The sequence below is a fragment of the Quyinboa mangrovi genome (assembly GCF_042219825.1).
Lineage (GTDB): Bacteria > Bacteroidota > Bacteroidia > Bacteroidales > UBA5342 > JBHJHP01.
Map to the genome: position 1 here is coordinate 19,233 of NZ_JBHJHQ010000011.1, position 12,327 is coordinate 31,559.

Sequence of the window (12,327 nt, forward strand, 5' to 3'; positions counted from 1 at the left end):
TATGTCAGAAAAGGATACACATCATCATATTAACCACCCCGAAAACGACGAATCATATAAAGGATTAACCGTTAATTCAGGCATAGACCAACCTCCTGCCGTTAATCCTAACCTGAAGAAATTCAGAAAAAAGAAGAAAGCTGTTTTGTCGGTAGATGAATTTGTAGACGGTATTCTTAAAAGTAATATCACCATTCTTAGTCAGGCCGTTACCATGGTGGAAAGCAATAAGCAGGAACATTATCAACTGGCTCAGGAAGTAATTGAAAAATGTCTGCCGCATACCGGACACTCTATCCGCCTTGGCATTACCGGTGTTCCGGGAGCTGGAAAAAGCACATTCATTGAGTCCCTGGGCATGCATATTATAAAAAATGGAGGCAAACTGGCCGTGCTGGCAATCGATCCATCGAGCGAAAAAACAAAAGGCAGCATTTTAGGTGATAAAACCCGGATGGAACAGCTGTCATTTGAACCGAAAGCATATATCCGTCCAAGTCCGTCTGCGGGAACCTTAGGAGGTGTGGCACGAAAAACGCGTGAAAGTATTATTTTATGCGAGGCTGCGGGTTTTGATACCATATTTGTGGAAACAGTTGGTGTAGGGCAATCAGAAACGGCGGTACATTCCATGGTTGATTTTTTTCTTTTACTGATGATTGCCGGTGCCGGTGACGAATTACAGGGCATTAAAAGAGGGATCATGGAAATGGCTGATGCGATTACCATTAACAAAGCAGATGGTGACAATATAAAAAAAGCGGACATGGCAAAACGGGAGTACAGCAATGCACTGCATCTTTTTCCACCATCAGAATCAGGTTGGTCACCCCGGGTCATGACCTGTTCTGCCTTACATCATACCGGCATCAGCGACATCTGGAATATGTTGCTGGAATACCTGAGTCATACTAAAACTAACAATTACTTTTACGACCGCCGGAAACGTCAGGCCAAATACTGGATGTATGAGAGTATCAATGAACAGCTCAAACAAAATTTCTACAATGAACCGGATATAAAAGCCAGCATCCCAACACTGGAACAACAGGTATTGAACGAGGAAAAAAGTTCATTCATCGCAGCAAGAGAATTGCTGGATCTCTACTTTAAGAATCTTAAGAAATAGATTATTTTTTAATAAGCTGCGCCAGATAATCGTAATGGCTGCCTTCTTTAAGGACCCTAAAGCTGAAACCTGCCTGTTCTGCAATGAGAGCAAATGTATCCGGATCAACATACAACCAGGGGAACGCGTCCCCTTTAATTCCGTTGTACTCCATCTGAAAATCCATTTCCCCATAATAATCTCCATTCAGGTCTATGAGGAACGATCCGTCTTCTTCCTCGTACAAATATTTTAAATCGCTGCTGTCGATAAGAATCTGACCTCCGCTGTTTAAAAATGAACCCAACCTCTTTAGAAATGATCCCAGATTACGGATAGTTCCTGCCAGTCCGGTTCCGTTCATAAGTACCAGTACAGTATCATACTTCTCTGTTTCAGTCCGTAAAAAATCACCCTGAATCACATTTTTTACACCACGCTTCTTCATAACGTCGCAACACAGGTCAGATATTTCCAGGGCTGTCACATCCATACCTTTTTCCTGAAGTATTAAGGCATGGGCACCCGCACACGCCCCTATATCCAGCACTTTCCCTTTACAGTTGTCAATGGCGGATTTCTCAATTTCCGGAAGGTTACTATACTTTCTGAAAAGATAGTTTACCGGGATTTCATCGTCATCAAATTGTGATGAATGCACAATGAGCTTTTTTGCTTTACCGGTTTTATAATAGTCAGAAACGGCCAGACCAATAGGATCACTTTGTAACATAAAATAGGATTAATTGCACAAAAATAGCACAAACACCTTATATAATGTTGATGCAACAGAACATTATCGCTAATTTTGAAACGTTTAGAAAACTGCGATGAAAACAAAACAGATCACACTAACCACACTGGAATTCGAAAACAGTGATGAATTCTCAGCATTGGAGAAAGAAACCATCGAAGCCTGTAAAAAAGCTGCCGACACTGCATGGGCTCCATATTCGGGATTTCATGTTGGAGCAGCTGTTTTGCTTGATAATGGCGAAATAGTGACCGGAAGCAACCAGGAAAATGCCGCTTATCCATCCGGCCTGTGTGCAGAACGTGTGGCACTGTTTGCGGCACATTCCAAATATCCAAAAAGCAAAGCGTTATGTCTGGCAGTTTGCGCTCAAAAAGATGGCACTTTCCTGGATCAGCCTGTTTCTCCATGCGGCAGTTGCCGCCAGGTTATTACAGAATCCAACACCAGGTTTGGTTCACCAATGAAAGTAATACTTTACGGCAGTGAAAAAATTGTTGCCATAGAAAATTCCAATGATTTACTGCCTTTGAGGTTCGACAGCTCGAGTTTTTGAGACGTGAAATCGTTAATCGTAAAACCGTGAATCGTAGTCTTGTATCTTGATTCTTATGTCTCGCCTCTTGCGTCTTGGTTCTTGTGTCTTTATTCTTATATCTTACTTAATCATCGACGCGGCAATTTTCCGGGCTTCAGCATCGGTAGCCACGTAATCCTCGTAGGTTGGTTTTTTAACGTGGGCTGTTTTCTCCATAGTCTTTTCTATGATTTCTGCAATTTCAAGAAATCCGATTTTGTCCTGTAAAAAGGCTTTCACAACCACCTCATTTGCTGCGTTCATAATACAGGGAATGTTGCCACCGCAATACATGGCCTGATATGCCAGTTCAAGGCAGCGGAATTTTTCAGGGTCAGGCTGTTCAAATGTCAGTTCAGGATAAGCTAAAAAGTTAAAACGAGGAAAAGTTGACCTTAATCTTTTCGGATACGATAATGCATACTGAATGGGCAGTTTCATATCGGGCAGCCCCATTTGTGCTTTCAGGGATCCATCAGTAAACTCCACCAATGAATGAATAATGGACTGCGGATGCACGATGACTTCAATCTGGTTATGTTTAAGACCGAAAAGCCACTTGGCTTCAATCACTTCAAACCCTTTATTCATCATTGTTGCAGAATCAATGGTTATTTTGGCACCCATATCCCAGTTAGGATGTTTCAAAGCTTCTTTGCTGGTTACATTCTGCAGGTAGTCATAATTGCGGGTTCGGAATGGTCCACCGGAAGCCGTTAAAATAATTTTTTCAACCGGATTTTGCCACTCACCTGCCATACACTGATATAAAGCCGAATGTTCGGAATCGACCGGCAAAATGGCAATCTTGTTTTCTGCAGCCATTCCCATGATGAGCTCACCAGCCACCACCAGTGTTTCTTTGTTGGCCAGGGCTATATTTTTACCAGCTTTAATGGCATTAATGGTTGGTTTTAAACCTGCATATCCCACCATAGCCGTCACCACCATGTCAACAACACCAAATTCAACCACCTGGGCAATAGCCTCCTCTCCAGCAAAAACTTTTATGGGTAAACCTGACAGTGCTTCCGAAACAGTCGGGTATTTATCCTTATTTCCGATAACGACTACTTCAGGTTTAAATTCCAGTGCCTGTTTTATCAACAAATCAGCATTGTTACCTGCCGTAAGAACGTAAGCCTCGAATCTATCACTGTGTCCACGAATCACATCCAGAGTTTGTGTTCCGATTGAACCCGTCGAACCTAATATAGCTAGTTTTTTTCTGGTCTTTTCCATGGATTAAAATACAATGTGTTTCTCCGGATCAATGGCTTTACCATCTTTCCATAGTTCAAGGTGCAGATGCGGGCCTGTTGTCAGTTCTCCCGAATTACCGATGATCGCTATGGCCTCTCCTGCTTTTACTTTATTCCCTTCATCCTTCAACAAGGTACTGTTATGTTTATACACACTTATCAAATTATTGGCATGTTGAACCTGAATAACATAACCCGTTACCAGCGACCATTCTGCAAAAATTACTGTTCCGTCTGCCACCGCCATTACCTTTTCGTTCGGTGCTGCAGCAAGATCAACGCCCCAGTGTTCCTCTTCCGGATCAAACGAGTTGGTTATCACACCATCCACCGGCTTATAAAGCATCAACTCATCATCGTTAGTTTCCTCTTCATCCGTATTAAACACCTGAAGGTTATATTTCTCACGTTGTTCAATATCTGATCTAAAAAGCGAATCTGCCAGACTTGGTTCAAGATCCATACGTTCCATAAATGTTGGATGAGTTTCAGAAGAACCTGTATCGGCAAACATTTCCTCCGGCAAATCACCTTCAAGAATAACACCAATGCTGTTCAGATATCTTCCATACTGGTTCATCTTGTTTTCCAGTGAATCAGCCAGAATAGTACTTCTTACTATGTTTTCCTGCATTTCAGCGGTAGGAAAACCCGGAATATATTGTTTCAACGGCGTGAACACGATAATTGCAGCGGTACCACCTCCAACAATTGTAAACACAATAAACATAAAAATGAGAATATTGAACGGAGATAACCTCCACCACTGTACCTCATCATATGTTTCCTCGTTGATGATGGAAATACGGTACTTTTGACGTAAACTTTTTCTTTTCCTTTTTTTAGCCATAAAACCGGATAATCTTCACAAAAATAACGGAATTTCATGTTCTGATGCTATCGGCTAACATAAATTATGAATCCTCCCAATATAAATCATTCCTTCAGCGTATAAATTCCAGCCTGATATTGTGCATTAAAACTATTTAAAATGGTTAAAAATTACAGATGAGTCTGAAAAATATATATATTTGCAGCCGTAATCGTGGAAAGATTTGGCTGCTTGCAACCACATAAAAAAATGCTAAAAAGAATCTGCATTTATAAGCCTTGCCTGACAAATCATCCACAAATATTTAAAGTTTAAATCTTAAATCATGGGATATTTATTTACATCAGAGTCCGTATCTGAAGGCCATCCTGATAAGGTTGCCGATCAGATTTCAGATGCTCTGCTCGACGAATTTCTGGCTTTCGACAAGAGGTCGAAAGTTGCTTGCGAAACATTGGTAACTACCGGACAGGTTGTTCTGGCCGGTGAGGTAAAATCTCAGACCTACGTGGATGTTCAGGAGATTGCACGAAAGGTGATTAATAAAATTGGCTATACCAAAGGGGAATACCGTTTTGAAGGAGACTCCTGTGGTGTTCTGAATGCCATCCATGAACAATCTGCTGATATAAACAGAGGTGTTGACCGCGAAGACCCCAAAACACAGGGTGCAGGTGACCAGGGAATGATGTTTGGATACGCCAGCAGGGAGACAGATAATTACATGCCAATATCGTTGGAATTATCACATTTGTTGCTCAAAGAACTGGCTGATATCCGCCGCGAAGGAAAAGAGATGACTTATCTTCGTCCGGATTCCAAATCGCAGGTTACCATTCAGTATGATGACAATGGCGCTCCTGAACGTATTCATACCATTGTGGTATCAACACAGCACGACGAGTTTATTACACCCTCATCGCCTGATAAACAGCTGAAGGCTGACGAAGACATGGTGGCTAAAATTAAAAGCGACGTGATCAATATTTTGATCCCAAGAGTGAAATCACACCTCCCTGAACGTGTTAAGGCACTGTTCGATGAAGCAATTATCTACCATGTGAACCCAACCGGAAAATTCGTAATTGGAGGACCTCACGGCGATACCGGTTTAACGGGACGTAAAATTATTGTGGATACCTACGGCGGTAAAGGTGCTCACGGTGGTGGTGCTTTTTCCGGTAAGGATCCATCAAAAGTGGACCGTTCTGCAGCTTATGCAGCGCGCCATATTGCTAAAAATATTGTAGCAGCAGGTGTAGCAGATGAGATTTTGGTTCAGTTGTCGTATGCCATCGGTGTAGCAGAGCCGATCAGTGTTTTTGTAGACACCTATGGTTCATCCAACATTGATTTAGGTGATGCTGCCATTGCCAATAAAGTGTCTGAGATTTTCGATCTGACGCCAAACGGCATTGAAACGAGGCTTAAACTGCGCAATCCGATTTATCTGGAAACAGCAGCTTACGGGCACATGGGACGTCAACCGGAAGTGGTTCGTAAAAAATTCAGCTCACCTTATTCCGGAGAACTGGAAACAGAAGTGGAACTGTTTACCTGGGAAAAACTAGACTATGTGGATGCCATAAAAGAGGCATTTAAGTTATAAAAACTATTGATCCGATGACTCAACGTCATCGGATCAATTCCTCAAGTCTGTTTTAGCTATTTTGTATTATTCTTTTTATTCCTTTGGATTTCATTGTACTTTTGCAATGCAATCATACCAACAGATAATCCTGTAAACATCAAAAATAGTCGTAAGCTAATTTCTTCTTTAACGAAAAGGACTATTGCTATTAATTCAAAGATTATAAAAAAAATGATCAGGAATTTATAAGGCGTGTACATATTAGTAATTTTAGTAATTATTATTTACTACATGCTTCTATCAAAGCTGCTGTAGCAAGACCTTTCATTGTAAGCGCATAAATTAAAGCAGCTCCACCTGTAATCCATATGAATCCAACAGTTGCTCCAATTGTGCCAGCCAATGCTAATGCACAGCCTAATGTAATACTTCTGGCTGCTTCGGCTCCAGAAGATTTTAATGAAATTGAAGTTTGTTCTAATAAAATATTGTAAATTTCTAAAACAGTAAACAGCATAAGTGCTTCATCTTCGTTATCAATATTAAAATTTTCAATTAAATCCTGATAAAGAGTCTCACTATTTTGATGTTCATTAAAAAACATAACCTCTGAAAGCACTTCTATATCAATCTTGTTTTTTTCAAACAACGCTTCTAAACCATTCTCATTTACAAATTGTATATTCTCCCTATATTCTGTTTCGCTATCCCTTCCGTTAGCAGACTTTAGAATAACTTGGGGATCTTCTAACTTCGCATTAATTAAATTAATTTTAACAGACTGATGCATATTCTCCAATTGTGCTGCATCAATATTGCAGGAATCCTTTGTCGGACTATCATATTGGCTGCAGGAAACAAACAAAATGATACTTGCTAATAAACACGAAATGATTTTTTTCTTAGTATTTTTCATTACATTTGGATTTATGTGAAACGTGCTGGTTTCACAGATTAAAAACTTAGTTTTCACCCTGCTTCAGTAACGAGGCGGGGTGTTTTTGCCCCGTGTAAAAAGATACTATGCTTCACTAATTACAAAATAATAATCAGTACTCCTTTAGAAATAAAATTTAAAATTTAGTTTATAATTTAGGGTTGTTCTGTGCAAATTACAAAAAATTTGACTTACTGTCAAGAGGCATGTTTTAGTTAATTATGGTTCTATTGTCTGATATTAAGGATCTTACAGAGGAGTAATGACGATAAATAATATGTCTATAAACCAACTTATTCCATTTTATTAGCTTTGTTTAAGCAATTACAACCTGAAATAGCCAAATATATTCTGGAAAAGTCTGAATATTAATTTTCTGGGTATAATATACCTTTAAAAATATTATTTTGCCCAAAGCAATACCTCTGTAAAATAGCAGGTCAGAAGTGGGTGCGACTTAAAGTTGCACTTCCACTAATTTATAAACGGATTATCTTGTTCCTCCTCTCCTATCGTGGTCTTCGGACCGTGACCGGAATATACAACGGTTTCATCGGGTAAAGTCAGTAGCTCGGACTTAATTCTGCTAATCAACTGATCATGATCACCTCCCCAGAGATCTGTTCGTCCAATGCTGCCACTAAACAGGCAATCGCCGGCAAATACCACCTTATCATTTTCTGAATAAAAACAAAGCCCTCCGGGCGAATGTCCCGGCACCAGCAATACTTTAAACGTCGTGTTTCCAAACCTTATCAAATCACCTTCATTCAGATAGTTTCCGATGGATGGAGGCTCTGCATTCATCACCAAACCAAACATCTGCGCCTGCCCCTGAACCATATTGTAAAGGTCCTGTTCATTAAAATGGGCTTCAGGCTTTAAACCATATTTTTCGTAAAAAAAGGCATTCCCAAGTACGTGATCCACATGCAAATGTGTACACCATACCTTTTCAGGCTTAAGTTTGTTTTCTTCAATGTATGCACTAATGTCACTGTTTTCACGATCCGACGAACATCCCGGATCAATTATAACACAGGCTCCGCTTTCATCCGATACCACGTACGTGTTTTCCTGAAACGGATTAAATATGAATGTTTTAATTGTTAGCATATTAGTTTTATTTAGAAGCAAGAATCAAGAACCAAGAATCAAGACTTTGTAAGTTTTATACAATTTCTCACAATCCCGATAACTATCGGGAGCGCAGATTGAAAAGCAGATTATCGCTGTACGATGTAAAACCATTCTTCATTTATCTATTCTTTAGTTATTTAATCTGTCTTATATCTTGATTCTTGGTTCTTGTGTCTTATTCAACTCCTTTCAGCATCGGCACGAATGTAAAGGCACCGAACTTCTCCATCTCAAAATCTGTTTCGCTGATCCGTGCAATCCGCATCATTATCTGCGGTTCACCACCAACAGGCACAACCATCAGTCCACCCACAGTCAGTTGCTTCAGCAATTTCTGAGGAACCTCAGGTGCTGCTGCCGTTATCAATATCCGGTCAAACGGTGCCTCTTCCGGAATCCCTTCAAACCCGTCACCATAAACCAGCTTGGGATAGTATCCCAGTCTTTTCAGCAGAACAGGTGTAACCGAGTAGAGACTTTTCTGACGTTCAATGCTGTATATGGTAGCGCCCATTTCACATAATACTGCCGCCTGATATCCGGAACCGGTTCCTATTTCCAGCACCTTTAAACCTCTGTCCACTTTGAGTAAAGCAGTCTGATAAGCTACAGTATAAGGCTGAGATATGGTTTGTCCCGCTCCAATCGGATAGGCATTATCGTAATAAGCAAATGAGAGTAAATCAGGTCTGAAAAATTTATGCCGGGGAACTTTATTTATGGCATTTAAAACAGAAACATCCGTTATTCCTTTCCGCTCCAGTTCACGCACCAACCGTTCCCGCTGTCCGGTAAACCTTATTTCATCGTTTGGATTCTGCATATACAACAAAGATAGCACAAATGTAAGATCAGGCAATCAGCGAATTCAAAACCTCCCAAATCGTATTGCATACTACTTTTTCCGTTCCGCGTTCTACCAGCCAGTCTTTCTCGTTAACGATGACCTCAAACGGTGCCTCATCAGAAATCCGGTATCCATGTCGCTCCAAAGCCCTGCGCGTCCAGAATACACGCACATTATCACCCTTTAGTTTTACAAATTTATTCTGCTCATACACCACCTTAAATGTTCCCGAGTTGATCTCAAAATCAAAGGACTGGTTATGAAATGCATGTTCGAACTCACCACTTAACACAAGGTCTTCCGGTGTTCCGGTAATTACACCGCGCTCTTCCGTCATCAGCCATACGCGGTCTGCCGTCTGTAGCGCCAGATCCAGTTCGTGCGTAGATATCAGAATGGATTTATTGGTCCTTCTGGCTAAAGAACGCAACAGTTTCATAATTTCCACCCTGTTGGGTAAATCAAGGTGTGCGGTTGGTTCATCCAGTAAAATCAACGGACAGTCCTGCGAAAGAGCCCTGGCGATCATAACCCGTTGCCGCTCGCCGTCACTCAGGTTTTCGAAGGGTTGATCCGAAAAGCTCAACATACCAACCTGCTTCAGAGAGGTTTCTATCGCTTCCATATCTTCAGGCCCCAGACTACCAAACCAGTTGGTGTGCGGATGTCGTCCCATGGCAACCATATCAAACACGGTAAAATGTCCGGGATTGATCCGGTCCGTCAGCACTACGCTGATCATACGCGACAACTGTTTCAGATTTTCATCATTAAGCGGAATATTTTCGATGTAGGTTTCACCTTCAATGGCAGGCTGCATGCCCGAAATAGTCCGGATCAGTGTCGATTTTCCAACACCATTCGGTCCGATCAGGCAAATCATTTCTCCTCTGAAAATACTCAGGTTCAGATCCGACATTACGATCTTATGAACTTTCCTCCGGCTTTTGTAACCGATACTCAGATTCGTCGTCTGAAGAATGGTATCGAACGGTATGTTTTTAAATTCCACCATCAGAATGCGCTCTTTTTTGATTTACTTCTGAAGATGACCCAGATCACTACCGGCGCCCCAAACAAGGCGGTTACCGCATTAATAGGCATAGTATTATGTAATCCCGGCAGCTGTGATATAATATCAAACAAAAGCATTAAAGATGCTCCATACAAAGCAGTTAATGGCATCAGTTTTTTGTGATCCGAACTGTTGAGTCCGAAACGTGCCATATGCGGAACAGCGACTCCAATAAAACCAATGGGTCCCACAAAAGCCGTTAAAGTGCCGGCAATCAAACTTGTGATCAATATAATTATAATGCGTAATTGTTTATTATTTACACCTATGCTACGGGCATAATTTTCACCCAACAACATGGCATTCAGATTCTTGACCAGAGCAAATGCAAGTACAATTCCAATGGCAAAGCAGACCGTTATTATCCGCACTTCACTCCATGTGATTCCCGACAAGCTTCCGAATGTCCATACCAAAAAATTGTGTACTGTATTCGGATCACTGAAATATTGTAAAACTGTGACTATTGCCCCTGTGATGCTGCCAAACATGATACCAACAATAAGCAAAGAAACCGTATCGTTTACGCGTAACGAAACCAGGAGTGTCAGTGCCATAACAAGCGCAGCTCCAATTATAGCTGAAAAAACAATTCCCAGTGCTCCGGTCGTTAAAACAGTCGCCGTTCCAAACGCCAAACCAGCTGCCATGGTATACAAAGCAACTCCAAGGCTCGCACCAGAACTGATACCTAATACAAATGGTCCTGCCAGCGGATTTCGAAACAACGTTTGCATCATTAATCCCGACACTGAGAGTCCTGCTCCTACATAAATGGCCACCAAAGCCTTAGGCAATCTGAAATCCAGAATAATGTATGTATAAGTTGAATCCATACCCGATCCGAACAAGATTTTAATGGCATCCATAAGAGGAATAGATACACTTCCCATCAATAAATTGGCAATAAAGAACACCACGGTCAGCAGCGCTACAATTACCAATCGGAATGTAAACCGGGAAGTTTGTTTCATTTATCCAGCCGTTTGTAAAAGATTAAGGAATCTCGTCCTGTTTCGGGATGTAAAATATGAATTAAATCGCTTAAAACTAAATCCGGTCGCCAGGTTCCTGTTTCAAAATAATCGTTTCCCCGATTTAAAACGCCACGTCCCTGCCGATTATACACATTACCAATTTCAACCGGTCTAAATGAACCGTAACGCTTATCGTGAGATAACATCTCTGATATGGTTTTTTCCTGTACATTCAGCCAGTAGTCTGCGTTTTTTGCTTCGGAATAAACCACCTCAAAACTTACGGCCATGCTTCCGGATGTGGTATCTGTGTTAAAAATATAATTTCCACCAGCATCCTTAATCAGTCCCGACACATAGCTTTTACCACCTGGCAGATACCAGACTCCCTTGAAACTGTTTCCGCAAAATACATCAGGTTTTGTATCAAGAGAATCCGCATAATTCACCAATGTTTTATAATGTTGTACCACAGCAGAAAAAACAGAATCTGCATATGCTTCTTTATCATACAATAATCCAAAAAACTTAATCCATTCGGCTCGAGCCAATGGTGTTTTTTCAGTCCAGGCCACAGTGTAAATAACCGGTACTCCGGCTTCTTTCAATATCCGGTTATTTTCTTTTGCGTTGGGAAACCCGGACATAAACACAGCATCGGGATGCATTGCCAGAATCTTTTCAGTATCCGGCACCATGCTTTCACCCAGATTCTGCACCTCTCCTTTTTCAATGCCATACTTAACTTCAGAATTATATACTCTAAAAGGATCTGTAACACCTTTTACACTTTTAATGGCATTTAAAGCATTTATAAAACCGATATGTGTAACAGAAAGTGCAGCCACATCTTTTAGTGGAATTTTTAGTTGAAATTCAATATCATTTCTGGTTTTTAAAGGTTCTTTTCTATATAAGGCAAACTTCTGAAATGGTACACTGTGATCATTGGGATGCATGACGGTAATAATGTAAGCTTCATCGTTATTTTCAATACTGAATCCGTTAGCATATTCATTTGTCAGGACACTGGCCAAACTATTTTCCTGCTGCCTGTTATATTTACAGCCAATTAAAACAGCTATTAGACCTGCCAGATATAGAAACTTCATTGATAAGTGATCTTTTATTACCTGTGCAAAAGTAAAACTTAAAATGCAACAAATGCAATTCCTGTCATTTTGTATAGCGTAATTTATGTGCCAAAGATGGCTGTCGAAAAATTTA

12 protein-coding genes are annotated in these 12,327 nt (G+C 40.7%); 3 read left to right on the forward strand and 9 right to left on the reverse strand.

Features of this window, described 5'->3' with window-relative positions:
• Nucleotide 1 precedes the first annotated feature (1 nt).
• Nucleotides 2–1,129, forward strand: coding sequence for a methylmalonyl Co-A mutase-associated GTPase MeaB (gene meaB, locus ACE1ET_RS19820; RefSeq protein ID WP_375730165.1), 1,128 nt, complete (start codon nucleotides 2–4; stop codon nucleotides 1,127–1,129).
• 1 nt (nucleotide 1,130) lies between these two features.
• Here the strand turns inward: meaB and ACE1ET_RS19825 are convergent, their stop codons facing one another.
• Nucleotides 1,131–1,841 (reverse strand): class I SAM-dependent methyltransferase, encoded by a 711-nt coding sequence (locus tag ACE1ET_RS19825; RefSeq protein WP_375730166.1) that lies wholly within the window; start codon nucleotides 1,839–1,841, stop codon nucleotides 1,131–1,133.
• Nucleotides 1,842–1,938: 97 nt separating this feature from the next.
• Here ACE1ET_RS19825 and ACE1ET_RS19830 point away from each other — a divergent pair, with 97 nt between their 5' ends.
• A complete protein-coding gene (locus tag ACE1ET_RS19830) occupies nucleotides 1,939–2,418 on the forward strand; it encodes a cytidine deaminase (protein WP_375730167.1) in 480 nt (159 codons plus the stop codon).
• A gap of 102 nt (nucleotides 2,419–2,520) precedes the next feature.
• Here ACE1ET_RS19830 and ACE1ET_RS19835 read toward each other — a convergent pair whose 3' ends face one another.
• Nucleotides 2,521–3,681 carry a 1-deoxy-D-xylulose-5-phosphate reductoisomerase gene (locus ACE1ET_RS19835; RefSeq protein ID WP_375730168.1) on the reverse strand — a complete coding sequence of 387 codons (1,161 nt, stop codon included), beginning with the start codon at nucleotides 3,679–3,681 and terminating at the stop codon, nucleotides 2,521–2,523.
• Nucleotides 3,682–3,684: 3 nt separating this feature from the next.
• The gene (locus ACE1ET_RS19840; RefSeq protein ID WP_375730169.1) at nucleotides 3,685–4,551 is read right to left on the reverse strand and encodes a M23 family metallopeptidase; all 867 of its coding nucleotides are present in this window, start codon (nucleotides 4,549–4,551) and stop codon (nucleotides 3,685–3,687) included.
• A gap of 307 nt (nucleotides 4,552–4,858) precedes the next feature.
• Between ACE1ET_RS19840 and metK the strand changes: the two genes are divergently transcribed.
• Nucleotides 4,859–6,142, forward strand: a complete 1,284-nt coding sequence (metK, locus tag ACE1ET_RS19845) for a methionine adenosyltransferase (protein WP_375730170.1) — start codon at nucleotides 4,859–4,861, stop codon at nucleotides 6,140–6,142.
• Nucleotides 6,143–6,404: 262 nt separating this feature from the next.
• On the opposite strand, the gene ACE1ET_RS19850 is transcribed toward metK, so the two are convergent.
• From ACE1ET_RS19850 to ACE1ET_RS19875, 6 genes are all read right to left on the reverse strand, one after another.
• Nucleotides 6,405–7,040: a hypothetical protein gene (locus tag ACE1ET_RS19850; RefSeq protein ID WP_375730171.1), complete on the reverse strand. Its 636-nt coding sequence runs from the start codon at nucleotides 7,038–7,040 to the stop codon at nucleotides 6,405–6,407.
• Nucleotides 7,041–7,535: 495 nt separating this feature from the next.
• Nucleotides 7,536–8,177 carry an MBL fold metallo-hydrolase gene (locus ACE1ET_RS19855; RefSeq protein WP_375730172.1) on the reverse strand — a complete coding sequence of 214 codons (642 nt, stop codon included), beginning with the start codon at nucleotides 8,175–8,177 and terminating at the stop codon, nucleotides 7,536–7,538.
• Nucleotides 8,178–8,376: 199 nt separating this feature from the next.
• Nucleotides 8,377–9,024: a protein-L-isoaspartate(D-aspartate) O-methyltransferase gene (locus tag ACE1ET_RS19860; protein ID WP_375730173.1), complete on the reverse strand. Its 648-nt coding sequence runs from the start codon at nucleotides 9,022–9,024 to the stop codon at nucleotides 8,377–8,379.
• Nucleotides 9,025–9,052: 28 nt separating this feature from the next.
• On the reverse strand, nucleotides 9,053–10,063 hold the full coding sequence (locus tag ACE1ET_RS19865; RefSeq protein WP_375730174.1) for an ABC transporter ATP-binding protein: 1,011 nt from the start codon (nucleotides 10,061–10,063) through the stop codon (nucleotides 9,053–9,055).
• On the reverse strand, nucleotides 10,063–11,097 hold the full coding sequence (locus ACE1ET_RS19870) for an iron chelate uptake ABC transporter family permease subunit (RefSeq protein WP_375730175.1): 1,035 nt from the start codon (nucleotides 11,095–11,097) through the stop codon (nucleotides 10,063–10,065). The genes ACE1ET_RS19865 and ACE1ET_RS19870 overlap by 1 nt, the downstream gene beginning before the upstream one ends.
• Complete coding sequence (locus tag ACE1ET_RS19875; RefSeq protein WP_375730176.1) at nucleotides 11,094–12,212, reverse strand: ABC transporter substrate-binding protein; 1,119 nt, start codon at nucleotides 12,210–12,212, stop codon at nucleotides 11,094–11,096. The genes ACE1ET_RS19870 and ACE1ET_RS19875 overlap by 4 nt, the downstream gene beginning before the upstream one ends.
• Between the last annotated feature and the right edge of the window lie 115 nt (nucleotides 12,213–12,327).

Excerpts from the sequence above, each read along its gene's own strand:
- ACE1ET_RS19830 (WP_375730167.1), top strand. The coding sequence starts at position 1,939 with ATGAAAACAAAACAGATCACACTAACCACACTGGAATTCGAAAACAGT.
- metK (WP_375730170.1), top strand. The coding sequence starts at position 4,859 with ATGGGATATTTATTTACATCAGAGTCCGTATCTGAAGGCCATCCTGAT.
- ACE1ET_RS19865 (WP_375730174.1), bottom strand. The coding sequence starts at position 10,063 with ATGGTGGAATTTAAAAACATACCGTTCGATACCATTCTTCAGACGACG.
- meaB (WP_375730165.1), top strand. The coding sequence starts at position 2 with ATGTCAGAAAAGGATACACATCATCATATTAACCACCCCGAAAACGAC.
- ACE1ET_RS19835 (WP_375730168.1), bottom strand. The coding sequence starts at position 3,681 with ATGGAAAAGACCAGAAAAAAACTAGCTATATTAGGTTCGACGGGTTCA.
- ACE1ET_RS19870 (WP_375730175.1), bottom strand. The coding sequence starts at position 11,097 with ATGAAACAAACTTCCCGGTTTACATTCCGATTGGTAATTGTAGCGCTG.
- ACE1ET_RS19825 (WP_375730166.1), bottom strand. The coding sequence starts at position 1,841 with ATGTTACAAAGTGATCCTATTGGTCTGGCCGTTTCTGACTATTATAAA.
- ACE1ET_RS19850 (WP_375730171.1), bottom strand. The coding sequence starts at position 7,040 with ATGAAAAATACTAAGAAAAAAATCATTTCGTGTTTATTAGCAAGTATC.
- ACE1ET_RS19875 (WP_375730176.1), bottom strand. The coding sequence starts at position 12,212 with ATGAAGTTTCTATATCTGGCAGGTCTAATAGCTGTTTTAATTGGCTGT.
- ACE1ET_RS19855 (WP_375730172.1), bottom strand. The coding sequence starts at position 8,177 with ATGCTAACAATTAAAACATTCATATTTAATCCGTTTCAGGAAAACACG.
- ACE1ET_RS19840 (WP_375730169.1), bottom strand. The coding sequence starts at position 4,551 with ATGGCTAAAAAAAGGAAAAGAAAAAGTTTACGTCAAAAGTACCGTATT.
- ACE1ET_RS19860 (WP_375730173.1), bottom strand. The coding sequence starts at position 9,024 with ATGCAGAATCCAAACGATGAAATAAGGTTTACCGGACAGCGGGAACGG.